A 19444-nucleotide genomic window follows, 5' to 3' on the forward strand; every position below is an offset into this window, starting at 1 on the left:
TTTATTTTGCGCTTATCCTAACTTTTTCAAAGGGTAAATTAAACCATTTGTTAAATCATTTAGTCTATATTTGTAGATATGATTTCTACTGTTCTTCAGCTGCATTCCAGCGCGGCGGGTAAGTATAAAATAAAACGATTATGAAAACGCTATCGAATACCTTACACAAATACGGATGTTTATTGATATTCTGCCTGCTCCTTGCGGCCTGTGGCGATGACGAACCCATAATACCCGAACCCGCACCCAAGCCTCCTACCCCACCTGTGGTAACAGACAATATCGTTTTCAATATCGATGGCAACCTGGTGCGTGCCGGAAAATTGAAGACTGGCGATGCAGTTTTCAATATCGATGGCGACTATATACGTGCGGGCGGCAGCAAGACCGGTGACATCGTTTTCAATCGTGACGGCAACCTTATCCGCGCAGGAAAAGAGAAATCGGGCGATGTGGTTTTCAATATCGACGATAATTATATACGCGCTGGGGCGACTGCAACAGGGGATATTGTTTTTAATATAGAGGGGGAGTATGTAAGAGGGGGAAAGGATAGGTATAATAACGTGATTTATTTAATGACATTTTCTTCGCTTAATGGTGATTTGTATGCTGGTAAAGCCTATGTAGGTAATACTTTATTGTATGACTTTTCTTTTTCTTCGCTTAATGGTGATTTATATACTGGTAAAGCCTATGTAGGTAATACTTTATTGTATGACCTTTCCTTTTCTTCGCTTAATGGTGATTTATATACTGGTAAAGTCTATGTAGATAATACTTTATTGTATGATCTTTCTTTTTCTTCGCTTAATGGTGATTTGTATACTGGTAAAGTCTATGTAGGTAATACTTTATTGTATGACCTTTCCTTTTCTTCGCTTAATGGTGATTTATATACTGGAAAGGTATATAAATAAAAACTCGTTTACCAGAATCTTGTAGTCTCTGGTAAACGAATAGCAATTAATATCATATCCCCGACCACCTATCCACCTGTACCATTTCGTCCTGCACGCGAAGGATATCCGTTACTGCCACTTTGGGCTCTATGCGGATAGATTTTATAGCATCCAACAACCCTTTATTATCAGCCGTGTCGGGGGCTTCTATCGCAGGTAATTCGCGCCCTGCTGCAAACTCGCGGCTAAAGGGCATCTCGTAATTATAGGGCACGGAAGAAAAAAAGCCGCTAAGGTCTGATCGCGTAAGTGCTTTGCGCTGCGAATTGATATAGCGCACTAGTCCCAGGTTTTTGCTTGTCGATTCGCGGTTGATAACATATTCGCCGCCTTCCACTTCTATATTTGTGCCTTCTATGCGCATGCCGCCTTGCGAGTGACGTTTGCCACGGAGGAGGCCGCCGTCTTCGAGTTTAGATAACTGTTTTGTCATAATGCCAATTTGAACAGTGCCATAAGCAGCATATATTGCTGCTATAGCCTGCCCGATAAAAGGGCCTGCCGTAAGAGCTTTTGCAACACTAGCTGCTACATCGGCTGTTGCCTCCACTATTTTTTTCCCTAATTCAACCTTTTTCCTATCTCTCTCTGCTTTTTCTTTTTCTTTTTTCTTTTTTTCTTTCTCTTTTTCTATTTCCTGTTCTTTTTTCAAATTTTCCTGTTCGGCATCTTCCAATTTTTTTAATTGTTCTATTTCATAATCTGTCATTTGTTGGCTATTATCAGCTTGTTTGTATCTTAGCATTTTGAGTTCGTCAGAATAACTTTCTCTATTTTTTGCTACTTCTGCCTGCTTTTCATCTAGCTTTTTAATTTCGCCTTCTATATCTTCTACTTTGGGAATGAATTTATCGGCAAGCCAATCTGCACCTTCATTAAATTTTTCTTTGTATTCCTTTAATTTATCCAATGATTTTTTATGTTCTTTTAGTGATTTTTCTGCAACGTTGACAAAATCTTTTATTTGTTGTGTCCTTAAACCATTCTCTTTTTGGGAGGTTTCGGTCATTGCCTTATCAATCTTACTTATTCCGTCGGTGTAAGTAGCCATTGTTTTAGCCTTTTCAGCCTGTATCTGTTTTAGCTTGCTGGCATCATCTTTATTTGCCGCTTCTAAAGCGGCATAATGTAGGATAGCAGCATTTCGCGAGTCCTCAAGCATTTTCTTATATTCCTCTAACTGTTCTTTAGATGCTGCTATATTCTCCTTGGTCATAACAATGTCAGTAATTCCATTTCCATTTTTCTTATTTTCTGCAACCCTGTCAGTTACTTGTTTTATAGCATCATCTACAAATTTTGTTGTAGCATCCAGTTGAGTTTTAGAGTTTGCTGCCAGCTGATTATTCATATCTTCATCAATAGCCTTGATGCGCTCAGACTTTGATGATTCTAATGCTATACGTTCTTCATCGGTCTTAGCTTGTTCAATAGCAGTATCATATGTATTGCGAGCCTTTTGTCTTTCTAGCTCTGCTGCTTCCAGAATAAGAGCTTTTTGTTTTGTGTACATCTCAGTTATACTTTTCGATGTTTCTTTTACTGATGCAGTTATAGCTTCCTTGCGCTTTTCATTATTCGCCTTTACAGCATTTAAAATAGCATTGTCTGAATTTTTTATAAATTCAGCCCTATCTTTTTCAGCTTCAGTCGTATCTTTTCCTGCCGCTTTCTGGGCGATAATATAATTATCTATTCCTTTTAATTGCTCTTTTTGCCGTTTCTTTCCTTTTTCTAATATTTTTTTTTCTTCATTGTCATAATACTCATATAATTGAGACATAACCGTTTTCTTTTGTTCCAACCCTGCTATTTCAACTGATAGGTTCTTATTTTTCAAAGCATTGGTTTCCAAATCTGATTTCGCCATCTTCTCATTAAGCTGGGCGATTTTTTCCATATTCGGTAAAATATGTTTTACTGAGGCTTTTAAAAGTTTATCAACACTTTCTATACTCTTTGCTGCCGGATTAAGCACAGATTTAAAGGCATCGTTGATTTTTTTATAATTATCGACTAATTCTTTCGATCTATCATTTACTTTATTTAAGTTTTTGTAAAGAGGCTCAAAACCAACACTTTTAACTTCAAATTTTAATTCTTTATTTGCCATAATGTTTTTATTCTATAGATAATTTTTTTATTTTTAATTTATTCCTTACATTCGCAAAAATGTTAAAAAAGAAAAACCATGAAAAAAAGATTTGTAATTATAACATTATCCTTTTCCTGCTTATTCATATTTTCAGGATGCGAAACTCTTGCCAGCTTTGGTGAAACTTTCTTAGAACCAGATAAATACGAAAAAGAAGAATATAAAGTAAAGGATAAAGAAACGGGAGAAGAAAAAATTATCGTTGTAGAGAAGAAAATAAAGAAAAATTAAAATTTATCCGTTTCCCTATCCTTTCAGTACTCTTTATACTTTGCTCTACTCCGTTTACCTTTATCGTATTTTCCTCATTTGCCATAATTTTATTCTATAGATAAACTTTTGTACTTTTGATTGACTTTAACGAATAAAATTTAACAAAATGATGATGCTAAAGCGAATGACTTATTTTTTCCTTATGGCTTTAATATTAACAGGTTGTAAAAATAAACTACAAGGAAAAGAAAAGCCTGAAGATGACTATTACCGCATTATTTTGCCTGCCAATGCGACAACAATATCAGGAGAAGTCGATTCCATATATTGTTCCCTCTATAGCATCGATAAAAATGACCGGATGAACATAGATTGGACTTGTTCTTATCATTTTGCACCCGATCGAAATATAGTATATACAGCGAAGGAGTATGATAGTGAAGGCGATTGGGAATCGACTGCAAGCTATGTATCCGAAAATGGAAAATATATTACATCCATAATGTCTCATAGTAAAGATTTTGGAAAAGCTACTGAATATTATTTCGAAATTGAAAAAAACAAATTAATGGGAGTCTTAAAATATGAAGATAATCCAGACATGGGTACCGACACTACATATACAGAATATACCCGAAATATAATGATCATAACAAACAAAAGACATAATTTAGAAAAACGGTTAACCTTCGATAACAAAGGAAATATATTAACAAGTGTATCAGCAGATGATAAAAGCTATACAACATCAAAAAGCAGGTATGATGCGAACAACTTAATTGTAGAAGAAACTTTTAAAGGAACCGGTCTTGGCATCAGTCATGAAATATATACTTACAAGACTGATGAAAAAGGTAACTGGATAGAGTGTATGATGAAAGATGATAGCAATCACAGAACCAGAATAACAAAAAGAAAGATTTTTTATAGGTAAAAATTATTACCAATAAAAAAGTTGACCTATAGCTATTGACCAGACAAGCCCCCCTTTCCCTTAACGAATCGTAAGTTTTCTTTGTTAAATGAAAACTGTTAATTTCCCCGCCGAATTTTTTCCTATCTTTGTTTGCTTATACAAATTTGCTCCGGCCTCGTATCTTGTTTGCTTGTATCTAAAGATATTGTTAACTGATAACTGTTGACTGAAAATGTATAAGCAATACAGTGAAATTTGAAAAATAAGTAACAATCTATCAAAATAAGAAAAAGCCGTGTCGAAAAAAGTAGCCGAAACCCCTTTAATGAAACAGTACTTCGAAATCAAGGGCAAGCACCCTGATGCCATACTCCTGTTTCGTGTAGGCGATTTCTACGAAACCTTCCTGCAAGATGCCATTGATACATCCGAAATACTGGGCATCACGCTCACCCGCAGGGCAAACGGCAGTGCCCAGTCGGTCGAACTTGCAGGATTTCCCCACCATGCGCTCGATACCTACCTGCCCAAACTGGTGCGTGCAGGCAAGAGGGTTGCCATTTGCGACCAACTCGAAGATCCCAAGCAAACCAAAACTCTGGTAAAAAGGGGCATCACCGAACTGGTTACTCCCGGAGTATCTATCAACGACAATATACTAAACCACAAAGAAAATAATTTCCTGTGCGCAATACACTTTGCCAAAGGAGTTTGCGGCATATCGTTGCTCGATATTTCCACAGGCGAATTTCTTGTGGCCGAAGGTGCGAAGGAGTATATCGACAAGTTGCTGGCTAACTTTTCGCCCAAGGAAGTGCTGATAGAAAGAAGCAAGAAAAAGCAGTTTGAAGAATACTTCGGCCCGCGCTTCTTCGTCTTCGAACTCGAAGACTGGGTATTTACCGAAGATACCGCCCGCGACCGCCTGCTAAAACATTTCGAGACAAAGAACCTGAAAGGCTTCGGCGTGCAGCATCTCAACAATGGCGTTATAGCAGCAGGAACCATATTGCATTACCTCGACATCACACAGCATACGCAGATAGGGCATATAACCTCGCTGTCGCGCATAGAAGAAGACAAATATGTGCGCCTCGACAAGTTTACGGTACGCAGCCTCGAACTCATATCCACTATGAACGAGGGCGGCAAAAGCCTCTTGGATATTATAGACCGCACCGTGTCGCCTATGGGTGCGCGCATGTTGCGCCGCTGGCTTGTATTCCCACTGAAAGATGTGAAACCCATCAACAACCGCCTGTCGGTAGTAGAGTATTTCTTCAAAGACATAGAACTCAAAAACCGGCTCGAAGAACAGCTTTCGCTGATTGGCGATCTTGAACGTATCATCTCTAAAGTGGCAGTAGGGCGTATTTCGCCCCGCGAGGTAATGCAACTAAAGGTAGCACTGAAAGCAATAGACCCCATTCGCGAAGCCTTCCTCGCTTCCGACGAGATGAGCCTCAGGGAGATAGGCGAGAAACTGAACCCCTGCCCTGTAATCCGCGACAGGATAGAAAAAGAAGTGCAGGCCGATCCGCCTTCATTGCTCAACAGGGGCAATGTAATCAACAAAGGAGTGAACACCGAACTCGACGAGTTGAGGGAAATTGCCTATTCGGGAAAAGACTACCTGGTGAAGCTGCAACAGCGTGAGATGGACGCTACGGGCATTTCGTCACTCAAAATCAGCTTCAACAACGTGTTTGGCTACTACATAGAAGTGCGCAATACGCATAAAGATAAAGTGCCTGCCGACTGGATACGTAAGCAGACCCTTGTAAATGCCGAACGCTACATTACGCAGGAATTGAAGGAGTACGAAGAGAAGATACTGGGAGCCGAAGAGAAGATATTAGCACTGGAAACAAATATATTCAACGATCTTGTAATCAGCCTGGTAGACTATATCCCTACCATACAGTTGAATGCAAACCTGATAGCGCAGGTAGACTGCCTGCTGTCGTATGCCAAAATAGCAAAAGAGAACAAGTATATCCGCCCCGAAATCAACGACACCGATGTGCTGAATATCAAGGCCGGACGGCATCCTGTAATCGAAAAGCAACTGCCTCCGGGCGAACAGTATATAACCAATGATGTATATCTTGACAGCGATTCGCAACAGATAATTATGATTACCGGGCCTAATATGGCGGGTAAGTCCGCATTGCTCCGCCAAACGGCACTTATCACCCTGATGGCTCAGGCAGGCTGTTTTGTACCGGCCGAAGCTGCACAGATAGGGCTGGTAGACAAGATATTCACCCGTGTAGGGGCTTCCGACAATATATCGCTGGGCGAATCTACCTTTATGGTGGAAATGAACGAGGCTGCCGATATACTCAACAACCTATCGCCCAAAAGCCTTGTACTCTTCGACGAGCTGGGACGCGGCACAAGTACCTACGATGGCATCTCCATAGCATGGGCAATAGTAGAATACATACACGAACATCCGAAGGCGAATGCCAAAACGCTGTTTGCCACCCACTACCACGAACTGAATGAGATGGAGAAATCCTTCAAACGGATAAAGAATTACAACGTTTCGGTAAAAGAAGTAGACAATAAGGTGATCTTCCTGCGCAAGCTTGTAAAAGGCGGTAGCGAACACAGCTTCGGTATCCACGTAGCCAAGATGGCAGGTATGCCGCAGAGCATTGTCAAGCGTGCGAATAGCATACTTAAGCAACTGGAATCGGACAATCGCAAACAGGGAATCGCGAAGCCTATAACTGATATACAAGAGAATAGGGAAGGATATCAACTAAACTTCTTCCAGTTGGACGACCCGGTGCTCAGTCAGGTGCGCGACGAAATAAAATCGCTGGATATCGACAATCTTACTCCTATGGAGGCTTTGAATAAGTTGAACGAGATAAAGAAGATTGTTAAGGGGAAATAAGACATATTTAAATAAGGAAGTTTTCATAAATTACAAACGGAACATGAATGAGATACAAATACCCCAAACTTACGACATGGACATACGTTATTGGACAGATGGGGCAAACATTTTCTATGCTGGACCAGATTTTATAATTAAAAAAGCCGATATCAAATCATTCACACTCTATACAGGTTGGTTTGCTAAAGACAAGAATCGATGCTATTTTGAAGGCTCTGCTTTTAAAAAAGCTGATCCCGAAACCTTCGAAGTCCTCAACTGGGCTTTTGCCAAAGACAGGAATCATGTATATACCAACAGAGGAATATTAAAAGATGCAGACCCTAACACTTTTGAGGTATTGGATGATGGCTATTTAAGGTATGTATGGATTGCACCTACCGGATTTGGTAGAGACAAAAATCATATTTTTCATTATGCTTATGGTGGCAAAACGCAGATTTTGAAAGATGCGGATTTTGATTCTTTTGTTGTCGTTGACCATGACTTTGGTAAAGATAAAAATTCTGTATTTTGGAATGGGAGGAAGTTGAAAAATGCAAATCCGGCTACATGGATAAATGTTGATATTTTTAGTACTGATGGCGAAAACTTTTATGCAGGGAGCGATTTACTCAAAGGGGCAGAAGTGAATAAAGCCAGAACTGAAATAGAAAAAAATAGAAAATAGAATAATTGAAATACAATTAAAATTAAAGGTTGGCAAATTCTGAATTACAAACTATTCACTAAACCAGACAAAACTTTAAGGAGAGTAATTTTATGAAAAAGATTTTAGCCTTATTTGCGAGCTTTGCAATAATGGCATTCTATTCTTGTGGAGGCGACGATAACGATAACAACGAAGTACCCGAAGAGCCTGCTAAATTTGAACTTGCAGATATTAACCATATTATCACTTATGGACAATCGCTAGGCGAGGGTTCGCACAGCAGTCCCGTTTTAACGACAAGTCCTTTTGCTGATAATGCATTGATGTTTAATCATGGCATAAAGACCCATTATGGTTTAAATCCCATGTATCGTTTTTTCGTACCTCATATAGAACAGCTTAACGAAGAAAACGGGGAGACTCCTGCTGCCGGTACAGCTCAAAAATTCATCATAGACTATAAGCCCGGAGAAGCTTACATTTTATCATCGTGTTGTGCAAAAGGGTCAACAACTATCGCTCAGTTGTCTAAGGGTTCCGAATGGTATAATAATATGTTGGCTGATGTGACAAATGCAAAGAGGCTGGCAGATGAGCAGGGTAAATCATACAAGCTTTTGGCTGTTACATGGTCTCAGGGAGAATATGATTATGGTAATGGTATTGAGTATTACAAAACAAAATTAAAGCAACTGAGAGCCGATTTAATTGCCGATGTTGAAGTCATAACAGGAGAGGACTATTCTAAATTGCCATTTATTACTTACCAGGTTTCGTCATCTTATTCGGCAGGTAAGTCTTATCCGGATATAGGGCTTGCTCTGTACGAACTTGGTATTGAAGCCGGCAATGGTTTTTATATGGCAACGCCTATCTATCATATGCAATATTTTGACAAGTGGCATCTGGTGAATGTAAGTTCTAAGTTGTTGGGTGCTTATTATGGACATGTCCTGAGCGAGATCTTATCAGGAAATGAATGGGAGCCGCTGCGACCGGTTTCTCATACGGTAAGTGGAGATAATATCCTGCTTGTTTTTAATAAGGGAGGCTTGGCATTCAGCAAACCAGATTATCTGACGGAAAATATACCAAATCATGGATTTTCTGTAAAGAACAGCGAAGGAAAAGAACTAATAAAGTTTGTTATTATAGTATCTGACAATACCATCAAGATAGAATGTGTGGATACGCCAAGGGATGTGACCGTGACATACGGATTTTCTAATACTAATAACCGGAATGCCGGGGAACTGCATGACAGTAGTAGTGTGAAAATGAAAATTGGCGGGACTACTTTCAGTATGTATAACTGGTGCTCCATCTTCGAGTATAAGTTGTAGCCCGTTTATGCTGTAATATCGCTGTTTTATCGGCTATACATATTGGAGCATTTTTATCAAATTCAACACAAAAAAGAAAGGTGTCCTTTATTACTTTTAGGACACCTTCTTGCTTTATATAGATCTACTTGCTCAGATTAGCTATACTCTCCTTTATAGTCTTTATCTTGCTTTCGGCATCCGCTTGTTTCTTGCGTTCGTTTTCTACGATCTCAGGCTTGGCATTGGCCACAAACTTCTCGTTGCTTAGCTTCTTCGCTACCGATTTTAAGAAGCCTTCGAGGTAGATAAGTTCTTCGTTGAGCTTCTTCAATTCTGCCTCAATATCAATGTTATTGCCCAATGGAACGGAGAACTCGGTTGTACCTACAAGAAACGAAGCTGCTGTCGCATCCTTTTCGCTCACGGATTTAATCTCCGATAGGTTTGCCATCTTGGCAATGACGCTATCGAATGCATTGTTGTATTCACCGATAACATCGAGCCCTAGCTGCTCCTTGTTAGGAATATTCTTTTGCAGGCGTATTGTGCGTACTCCGGCAATAGTCTCTTTCACTTTCTCGAAGGCATCGAGCAAACTGCTATCAAATGTTATATCTTTTGGCATTGCCGATATCATAATGCTTTCACCGTCTTTCCTTTCGGTCAGTGCCTGCCATAGTTCTTCGGTGATGAACGGCATAAACGGATGAAGCAAACGAAGCAACGAATCGAAGAAGCCAAGTGTAGCTTCGTAGGTTTTCCTGTCTATCGGCTGTTGGTAAGCAGGTTTCACCATCTCAAGATACCACGACGAAAACTCGTCCCAGAAAAGCTTATATACTGCCATCAGGGCTTCCGACAGACGGTATTTGCCAAACAAGTCGTCCATTTCACCGAGTGTCTTAGCCAATACGTTTTCGAACCAGTCGATAGCTATCTTTGCCGATTCGGGTTGCGCTATACTGTCGCTTACTTCCCAGCCTTTCACCAAGCGGAAAGCATTCCATATCTTGTTATTGAAATTACGTCCCTGTTCGCAAAGCCCTTCGTCGAATGGCAAGTCGTTTCCGGCAGGCGAAGTCAACAGCATACCCATACGCACGCCGTCTGCACCATATTTCTCCATCAGTTCGATAGGGTCGGGCGAGTTGCCGAGCGATTTCGACATCTTGCGTCCCTGCTTGTCGCGTACAATACCTGTGAAATATACATTGTGGAAACAAGCCTCGCCACGGTATTCATATCCCGCCATAATCATGCGCGCCACCCAGAAGAATATGATTTCAGGGGCAGTCACCAGGTCGTTGGTAGGATAGTAATAGCTGATATCTTCGTTGTCTGGGTTATTGATGCCATCGAAAACAGAGATAGGCCATAGCCACGATGAAAACCATGTGTCGAGGCAATCTTCATCCTGACGGAGATCTTCCATCTTGAGATTGGGATTTATCTTATGTGCTTCTTCCAATGCTTTCTCAGGCGTTTCACCTACTACAAATCCACCTTCCGGCAGATAATATGCAGGTATTTGATGTCCCCACCATAGCTGGCGGCTGATATTCCAGTCCTTGATATTTTCCATCCAGTGACGGTACATGTTTTTGAACTTGGCAGGATGGAACTTTATAGTATCGCTTTCTACTGCATCGAGCGCAGGCTTTGCCAGATTCTCCATTTTGAGGAACCATTGCATCGACAGTTTCGGCTCGATAGGTACATGTGTACGCTCCGAATAACCTACACTGTTGGTATAAGCTTCTACTTTTTCGAGCAATCCCAGTTCATCGAGGTCTTTCTCTATCTTCTTACGCACTTCGAAACGATCCATTCCTGCATATTGCAGTCCATGCTCGTTGAGTGTGCCATCGTCGTTGAGTATATCAATTCCTTCGAGGTTGTGCTTCTGCCCCAGCATATAGTCGTTTACATCGTGGGCAGGGGTCACTTTCAGGAATCCCGTACCAAATTCCATATCCACATATTCGTCTTCTATGATAGGCACTACGCGGTTGGCGATAGGCACTATCACCTTCTTGCCTTTCATATGAGCTGTTTTCGGATCGTTAGGATTGATACATACGGCTATATCGCCAAAGATGGTTTCGGGTCGGGTAGTGGCAACTACAATGTATGTACTCCCCCCTTGGGGGGTCGGGGGGGCTATTTCATACCTTACATAATACAGCTTTCCGTGTTCTTCCTTATGGATAACCTCTTCGTCCGATACTGCGGTCTTTGCAGCAGGATCCCAATTGACCATACGGATGCCGCGATAGATAAGCCCCTTGTTGTATAAATCGACAAAAACCTTGATAACGCTTTCGGAACGCTTCTCGTCCATCGTGAAACAGGTACGATCCCAGTCGCACGAAGCACCTAGTTTTTTTAGCTGTTCGAGGATGATGCCGCCATGCTTGTGAGTCCAGTCCCAAGCATGCTTGAGAAACTCCTCGCGGGTAAGGTCGTTCTTGTTGATACCTTCGGAAGCAAGCTTTGCCACAACTTTTGCTTCGGTGGCGATAGAAGCGTGGTCGGTGCCGGGAACCCAGCAGGCATTCTTGCCTTGCATACGGGCGCGGCGTACAAGTATATCCTGTATAGTGTTGTTGAGCATATGTCCCATGTGCAGGACGCCGGTGACGTTTGGCGGCGGGATCACGATTGTATAAGGTTCGCGACTATCGGGCTCGGAGTGAAAGAATTTCTTTTCGAGCCAGTATTTGTACCATTTGTCCTCTACTTCGGCAGGATTGTACTTACTTGCAATTTCCATATTAATAGTTCATTATCGTTTTTGAGGGAACAAAAATACGAAATAGTTTTCTATTTGCTCCTGTTTATTAATACGCTCGTGCAAAATTCTATTGTATAGCCAGGCTATTTAGTTAAAAAGTAACTCTTTTTCAGTTATCAGTCAACAATATCTTTAGATACAAGTAAACAAGATACGAGACACGAGTTCATATTTTATCAAGAACCAACTCGTTTACTCGTCTACTGGTACCTTGTATCTCTCTAAAAGGGGGTGCTGTTAAGTTCTGGTTATAGGGGCTTATAATAGATAAATAGAAAATAATTATTTATAAAAATGATAACCCAATAACTTTTATAAAAACAGAGTGAATCCCCCATTTTAACACATCCCCACCCTTCTCCATCACAAAAAAGCATTACTAATACACTGAAAACGTTAATAATAAAATAAAAGGAAAAACAAACCACAGAAAAAACAATAACTTTACAGCCAGTTATGAAAGAATACCGACTGACCGACTGGCTGCCGACCACCAAAAAAGAGGTGGAACTCAGGAGATGGGACGAACTGGATGTAATCCTTTTCTCCGGCGATGCCTATATAGACCATCCATCGTTTGGCGCTGCCGTAATAGGACGCCTGCTCGAAAAAGAAGGGCTGCGGGTAGCCATCGTGCCACAACCAAACTGGCGCGACGACCTGCGCGACTTCAAGAAACTGGGCAAACCCCGCCTGTTTTTCGGCGTAAGTGCAGGAGCAATGGACTCGATGATCAACCATTACACTGCCAACAAGCGCAAGCGTTCCGACGATGCCTATACCCCCGACGGAAGGGCAGATATGCGTCCCGACAGGACATCGGTAGTATATAGCAACATACTCAAAGACCTGTTTCCCAATGTGCCCATCGTTTTGGGAGGCATAGAAGCATCGTTGCGCAGGGTGACGCACTACGACTATTGGGACGACAAACTGCATAAATCGATACTCGCCGACTCGCAAGCCGACATACTGATATACGGTATGGGCGAGCAGCCATTAAAAAAGCTCGTTGCGGAGCTAAAATCGGGCAAAACCGTATCGCAGCTAACAGATATACCCCAAACCTCCTTTTTGTCCGAAAAAACGCAAATAAATGCATATTCCGGCAACAAAGAAGACATCATACTACACTCGCACGAAGAATGCCTTGCCGACAAGCTGAAACAAGCCCGCAATTTCAGGATAATAGAAGAGCAGTCGAATATGGCAAACGCAGCAAGGATTATACAGCACTGCGACGACAAGGCAGTTGTAATCAATCCTCCCTACCCTCCCATGTCGGAACAGGAGATAGACGCATCGTTCGACCTGCCATACACCCGCCTGCCGCACCCAAAATACAAGAACAAAACGATTCCGGCATTCGAAATGATAAAATTCTCGGTAAATATGCACCGGGGATGTTTCGGAGGATGCGCCTTCTGTACCATATCGGCGCATCAGGGCAAGTTTATAGCTTCGCGGTCGAAAACGTCGATACTCAAAGAAGTGAAACAAATAGCAGATATGCCGGGCTTCAAAGGCTACCTGAGCGACCTCGGCGGCCCTTCGGCAAATATGTATAAGATGCAGGGGAAAGATCAGGATGTATGCAGCAAATGCAAACGCCCGTCGTGCATCCACCCAAAAATCTGCAAAAACCTGAATACAGACCACACACCATTGCTCGACATCTATAAAGCAGTAGATGCACTGCCCGCAATAAAAAAATCGTTTATCGGCAGTGGGGTGCGCTACGATATGCTCCTGCACAGAAGCGACGACGAAAAAATAAACAAATCGGCAAACCAATATACTAAAGAGCTGATAAAGAACCATGTATCGGGCAGATTGAAGGTCGCTCCGGAGCATACATCCGACAGGGTACTGAATTATATGCGGAAACCAAGCTTCGACCAGTTCTATACATTCAAGAAGATATTCGACAAAATAAATAAGGAAGAGGCTATAAATCAACAACTTATACCCTATTTCATATCATCGCATCCGGGATGCAAAGAAGAAGATATGGCAGAACTGGCTTCAACTACCAAGCCATTAGGGTTTAAACTGGAGCAAATACAAGACTTCACCCCTTCGCCCATGACGCTCGCCACCGAGATGTATTATACCGGTTACCACCCCTATACACTGGAAAAAGTATATACAGCACGAACTAAAGAACAAAAACTGGCTCAGAGGCAATACTTCTTCTGGTACGACAGGGAATACAAAAACCAGATTATAAAATCGTTGAACAAAATAAACCGTAAAGACCTGATAAAAAAGCTTTATCCGGACAACAGCAATATAAAACCAAAACGAAAATAATAGTCAAACCCTAGTTACTCAAAATCAATGAAACATTTGTTTATTACTATCGGCTTCCTGATGCTATCCATCACGGTGGCGGCACAAAACGAAAATGGAGATATCATCGTTGAAAACGACAATATGCCAGCTTTCAGGCTATCATCGTCCGTTTACGGAAATATAGACTCCGAAGACTTAAAAGGCAAAGTAATACTCATAAATATTTTTACAACATGGTGCAGGCCATGCCAGGTAAAACTAGCCGAAGTAGAAAAAAGCCTTTACCCTAAATTCAAAGATAACCCCGATTTCATCATGTTGAGTGTAGGGCGCGAACATACCGACGAAGAATTGGCAAAATACAATAAAACAAAGAACTTTCCCTTCCCACTCTATCCTGACCCGAACAGAGCATTCACCGGAAAATTTGCTACCCAAAGCATACCCCGCTCATACCTGATAGATAAAAACGGAAAAGTAATAATGACTACTACCGGTTATACAAAAGCCGAACATAAGCAACTGATAAAATCAATAGAAAAAAGCCTGAAATAAAAAAACCGGACGTTTGTGCCAATTCGATCCAATCAGCCATCTAAACAAGTAAGCCCAACAGACTCTTAACAAACAGTAAAAACTTAGATTTTGAATACTATAAAAAACAAGTAAATACAACTTAAAAAGAAAAATATTTACCTTTGTATAAGAATAGTAATGATAACAAACTTTTTCCAGTAAAATATGAACTTCAACTATGATGTGCTAGTAGTCGGCGCAGGCCATGCAGGGTGTGAAGCCGCCACTGCTGCTGCTAATATGGGATCGAAAACTCTATTGATAACAATGGACATGAACAAGATTGCCCAGATGAGTTGCAACCCGGCAGTTGGAGGAATAGCAAAAGGACAAATCGTGAGGGAAATAGATGCCCTCGGCGGACAAATGGGAATAGTTTCGGATATGACAGCTATTCAGTTCCGGATGCTCAACCGATCGAAAGGCCCGGCAGTATGGAGCCCACGGGTGCAAAGCGACAGGGCGCAGTTTATTATAAAATGGCGCGAAATAGTCGAAAACACCGACAATCTTTTCATTTGGCAAGACACAGTTACATCGCTTATCATAAAAGATAAAACCGTAGCAGGCGTAAAAACTTCGCTTGGCGTAGAGTTTTTGGCCAAGTCGGTTGTGCTTACCAACGGCACATTCCTGAACGGGCTGATGCACATCGGTAAAACCCAGATAGAAGGCGGACGCGTTTCCGAACCTTCGTCATCGGGCATAACAGAACAACTGAAAGAATTGGGCTTCACTACCGACAGGATGAAGACAGGTACACCGGTAAGAATAGACGGTAGAAGCGTCGATTTCTCCCTAATGGAAGAACAAAAAGGAGACGACGATTTTCATAAATTTTCGTATCTCGACTTCAAGCCCCGCCCATTGGAACAGCTTAGTTGCTGGATATGCTACACCAACGAAGAAGTGCACAAGACATTGAGCGATGGATTAGAAGACTCACCTCTATACAACGGACAAATAAAAAGCATAGGCCCACGATATTGCCCAAGCATAGAAACCAAGATAGTAACATTTGCAGACAAAACCGCACACCAATTATTCCTCGAACCGGAAGGAGTGAACACACAGGAATATTACCTGAATGGATTCTCATCCTCCCTCCCACTCCACACACAAATCGAGGCATTACAAAAAGTGCCGGCTTTTCGCAACATACATATCTACCGTCCGGGTTATGCAATAGAATACGATTTCTTCGACCCCACCCAACTCTACCATACTTTGGAAACAAAGATAGTAAGCAACCTGTTTTTCGCAGGACAAATAAACGGCACAACCGGATACGAAGAAGCCGGAGGACAAGGGCTCATAGCAGGAATCAACGCACACCTGAAAGCCCACGGTGGAAACGAATTTACAATAAAAAGAGATGAGGCATATATAGGAGTCTTGATAGACGACCTTGTAACCAAAGGTGTGGATGAACCCTACCGTATGTTTACATCGCGAGCCGAATACAGGATACTACTCAGGCAAGACGATGCAGATATGCGCCTGACAGAAAAAGCATACAACACAGGGTTGGCAAAACAGGAAAGGATAGATTTGCTAAACGAGAAGAAAAAAGAAATAGACCGGATCATTGGGTTTACATCGAATTACTCGCTCAAGCCGGAATACATAAACCCCGTTTTAGAATCTTTCGGCACAAGCCCGTTGAAGCAAAAAGCAAAATTAAAAGACATAATTACCCGTCCTCAAATAGATATAAAAAACATAGCAGAACATATACCTGCATTCAAAGAAGAACTAGAAAAGACGCCCAACAGAAAAGAAGAAATAATAGAGGCAGCAGAAATACGCATAAAGTACGATGGGTACATCAAAAGAGAACAATTGATAGCAGATAAGATAACCAGACTCGAAAACATACGAATAAAAGATAAATTCGATTACAATAGCATACTATCTTTATCGACAGAAGCCCGGCAAAAATTAGAAAAAATAAACCCAGAAACCATCGCCCAAGCGAGCAGAATACCAGGGATATCACCCAACGACATATCCGTATTATTAGTTCTTTTAGGGCGATAAAACCGAAAGTTTCACGTGGAACATAAACGACAAAACAAACAAAAAGACCGAAAGTTTCACGTGGAACACAAACAGTAAAACGAAGTAAAAACAGCAATGTTTCACGTGAAACATATAAACAAACAGAGATGAAAACAGCCCTAGCCAACCTGGAAAAACTTAAAAATGGAGTTAGGAATATCCCCGATTTTCCCATCAAGGGAATCCAATTTAAGGACGTAACTACACTTTTTAAGTCGACCGAACTACTTGCAATAGCAAGCAAAACCCTAACCGACGAGTATAGAGGATTAGGTATAACCAAAGTGATAGGAATAGAATCGCGAGGTTTTATTATGGCCCCCATCCTGGCACTAAACTTACAAGCCGGATTTATACCCATTAGGAAAGAAGGGAAATTGCCTGCCGATGTTTACGAAGAAGAGTATGAAAAAGAGTACGGGAAAGACAAAATACAAATACACAAAGATGCTCTAACATCCGAAGATATCATACTAATTCACGACGACCTATTGGCCACAGGCGGAACAATGCATGCTGCATACAACTTGATAAACAGGATAGGAGTGAAGAAAATATACATCAACTTCTTAATAGAACTAGAAGACTTGAAGGGGAGGGAAATATTCCCGAAAGATACTGATATTAGATCGTTGATCAAATATTCTATCTAAGAAACAGAGAAAGGCTTCTTTCTATTACACTTTACACAAGACACAAACTTAGTTTATTACACATAAAAGTTTAAGGATATGAATGAATATCTAAAAAATATCATTAGTAATATACCTGAAAAACCAGGCTGTTATCAATACTTTGATGACAAAGGGATTATTATATATATCGGCAAAGCAAAAAACCTGAAGAAAAGAGTATCTTCATATTTTACAAAAACCCATAGCGATAGCCCAAAAACAAGAATACTTGTCAATAAAATAAGGGATATAAAATACATTATTGTCGATTCGGAAGCCGATACGCTTTTGTTGGAAAACAATCTGATAAAAAAACACCAACCCCGGTACAATGTATTGTTGAAAGATGACAAAACATACCCGTCGATTGTAATCAGAAATGAATATTACCCACGGGTAGAACTGACGAGAAATATAGTACAGGATGGGTCGCAATACTTTGGGCCATATTCGGATGTGCCAAGTATAAAAAACCTCCTCAAGTTTATACACAAGCTATTCCCCGTACGCACCTGCTCTCTAAACTTAGCACCGGAGAAAATAAATGAAGGAAAATATAAAGTATGCCTCGAATATCATATAAAAAGATGTTCGGGGCCATGTGCAGGCCTTCAATCGCAGGAAGATTACAGTGAAAATATCAATTCGATAAAAGAGATATTGAAAGGTAATTCCAGCACCGTCAGCAACGAAATATACAAACAAATGTTGGAATATTCCAACAAACAGGAATTTGAACAGGCAAATAAGCTAAAAGAAAAATTCTTGTTGGTAGAAAATTTCAAAAACAGGTCTACAGTCGTAAGCAGCATCAATTACAACATCGACGTGTATAGTTACGACGAAGATGAAGACGAAAACTTTATCTTCATCAATTATCTGAATATACACAATGGGGCTATCATACAGGCCTATACTTTCGAATACAGAAAGAAAAATGAAGAAGAAAAAGAAGAGTTGCTCGCTCTTGGTATTTTAGAAATAAGACAAAAATTCGGATCGACAGCCAAAGAAATCGTTGTCCCTTTCTACCCTGATATAACAATAGAGGGTGTAGAATTTACTATTCCGCAACGGGGAGACAAGAAAAAACTCCTACTGCTCTCTACTCAAAATGCAAAACAGTATAAACAAGACAGGATTAAGAAGATGGAGAGCCTCAATCCGGAGCAACGCAGTGTAAGGATCTTGAAAGAAATACAAAAAGACCTCAATCTCAAAGACCTGCCTGTACATATAGAATGTTTCGACAACTCGAACATACAAGGTAGCAATCCCGTATCAGCCTGCGTAGTTTTCAAAATGGGAAAACCATCGAAAAGAGACTACCGCCACTTCAATGTGAAAACAGTGGAAGGGCCCGACGATTTTTCGACCATGCGCGAAGTTGTGTACAGAAGATATCACAGGCTACTTGAAGAAAACACTCCCCTACCCCAACTCATAGTAATAGACGGAGGAAAAGGACAATTGAGTTCGGCATGCGAATCGCTGAAAGAATTAGGTATCTACGGCAAAGTAGCAATTATAGGCATAGCCAAACGTCTGGAAGAAATATATTATCCCGAAGATTCTATCCCATTGTATCTGGACAAAAATTCGGAATCGCTGAAAGTCATACAGCACTTGCGCGACGAAGCCCACCGATTTGGAATAACGTTTCACCGCAACCAGAGAAGCAAGAACCAGATAAAATCGGAACTAGACAACATCAAAGGAATAGGTGACGAAACAAAAAGGCTACTCTTCAAAGAATTTAGAAGTGTGAAAAGAATAAAGGAAGCTTCGGACGAGAGCATAGAAAAAATCGTCGGCAAATTTAAGACAAAATTAATACGGAACTATTTCGAAAATAAAACAGTAAAATAAATTGCTAACTTTGTTCATTAATCATTCTCCGTTCGTAACGG

At 40.9% G+C, this 19444-nt stretch carries 13 protein-coding genes; 11 read left to right on the top strand and 2 right to left on the bottom strand.

Going from position 1 to position 19444, the window contains the following annotated elements; all coding sequences use genetic code 11:
- Positions 1 to 140: 140 nt before the first annotated feature.
- Complete coding sequence (locus D0T57_RS05485; protein WP_163271683.1) at positions 141 to 920, top strand: hypothetical protein; 780 nt, start codon at positions 141 to 143, stop codon at positions 918 to 920.
- 52 nt (positions 921 to 972) lie between these two features.
- On the opposite strand, the gene D0T57_RS05490 is transcribed toward D0T57_RS05485, so the two are convergent.
- Positions 973 to 3075 carry a hypothetical protein gene (locus tag D0T57_RS05490; protein WP_163271685.1) on the bottom strand — a complete coding sequence of 701 codons (2103 nt, stop codon included), beginning with the start codon at positions 3073 to 3075 and terminating at the stop codon, positions 973 to 975.
- Between the two features lie 78 nt (positions 3076 to 3153).
- Between D0T57_RS05490 and D0T57_RS05495 the strand changes: the two genes are divergently transcribed.
- The 5 genes from D0T57_RS05495 to D0T57_RS05515 all read left to right on the top strand — a co-directional run bounded on the left by D0T57_RS05495 (position 3154) and on the right by D0T57_RS05515 (position 9152).
- The gene (locus D0T57_RS05495) at positions 3154 to 3348 is read left to right on the top strand and encodes a hypothetical protein (protein WP_163271687.1); all 195 of its coding nucleotides are present in this window, start codon (positions 3154 to 3156) and stop codon (positions 3346 to 3348) included.
- Between the two features lie 148 nt (positions 3349 to 3496).
- Positions 3497 to 4264, top strand: a complete 768-nt coding sequence (locus D0T57_RS05500; RefSeq protein WP_221412289.1) for a hypothetical protein — start codon at positions 3497 to 3499, stop codon at positions 4262 to 4264.
- A gap of 307 nt (positions 4265 to 4571) precedes the next feature.
- Positions 4572 to 7154 carry a DNA mismatch repair protein MutS gene (gene mutS, locus D0T57_RS05505; RefSeq protein WP_185154636.1) on the top strand — a complete coding sequence of 861 codons (2583 nt, stop codon included), beginning with the start codon at positions 4572 to 4574 and terminating at the stop codon, positions 7152 to 7154.
- Entirely contained in the window at positions 7138 to 7827 is a 690-nt protein-coding gene (locus tag D0T57_RS05510) for a DKNYY domain-containing protein (RefSeq protein ID WP_255490510.1), read from the top strand. Before mutS ends, D0T57_RS05510 begins: the two co-directional genes overlap by 17 nt.
- Positions 7828 to 7919: 92 nt before the next feature.
- Positions 7920 to 9152: a sialate O-acetylesterase gene (locus D0T57_RS05515; RefSeq protein ID WP_163271695.1), complete on the top strand. Its 1233-nt coding sequence runs from the start codon at positions 7920 to 7922 to the stop codon at positions 9150 to 9152.
- 124 nt (positions 9153 to 9276) lie between these two features.
- Here the strand turns inward: D0T57_RS05515 and D0T57_RS05520 are convergent, their stop codons facing one another.
- Positions 9277 to 11907, bottom strand: a complete 2631-nt coding sequence (locus tag D0T57_RS05520; protein WP_163271697.1) for a valine--tRNA ligase — start codon at positions 11905 to 11907, stop codon at positions 9277 to 9279.
- Between the two features lie 477 nt (positions 11908 to 12384).
- Here D0T57_RS05520 and D0T57_RS05525 point away from each other — a divergent pair, with 477 nt between their 5' ends.
- The 5 genes from D0T57_RS05525 to uvrC all read left to right on the top strand — a co-directional run bounded on the left by D0T57_RS05525 (position 12385) and on the right by uvrC (position 19403).
- Positions 12385 to 14241 (top strand): YgiQ family radical SAM protein, encoded by a 1857-nt coding sequence (locus tag D0T57_RS05525; protein WP_163271699.1) that lies wholly within the window; start codon positions 12385 to 12387, stop codon positions 14239 to 14241.
- Between the two features lie 27 nt (positions 14242 to 14268).
- Positions 14269 to 14778 carry a TlpA disulfide reductase family protein gene (locus D0T57_RS05530; protein WP_163271701.1) on the top strand — a complete coding sequence of 170 codons (510 nt, stop codon included), beginning with the start codon at positions 14269 to 14271 and terminating at the stop codon, positions 14776 to 14778.
- A 186-nt stretch (positions 14779 to 14964) separates the two neighbouring features.
- Positions 14965 to 16839, top strand: a complete 1875-nt coding sequence (gene mnmG / locus D0T57_RS05535; protein WP_163271703.1) for a tRNA uridine-5-carboxymethylaminomethyl(34) synthesis enzyme MnmG — start codon at positions 14965 to 14967, stop codon at positions 16837 to 16839.
- A gap of 128 nt (positions 16840 to 16967) precedes the next feature.
- Complete coding sequence (locus D0T57_RS05540) at positions 16968 to 17513, top strand: adenine phosphoribosyltransferase (RefSeq protein WP_163271705.1); 546 nt, start codon at positions 16968 to 16970, stop codon at positions 17511 to 17513.
- A gap of 78 nt (positions 17514 to 17591) precedes the next feature.
- Entirely contained in the window at positions 17592 to 19403 is a 1812-nt protein-coding gene (gene uvrC / locus D0T57_RS05545) for an excinuclease ABC subunit UvrC (protein ID WP_163271706.1), read from the top strand.
- Positions 19404 to 19444: the final 41 nt, after the last annotated feature.

Source organism: Dysgonomonas sp. 511, assembly GCF_010501105.1.
Taxonomy (GTDB): domain Bacteria; phylum Bacteroidota; class Bacteroidia; order Bacteroidales; family Dysgonomonadaceae; genus Dysgonomonas.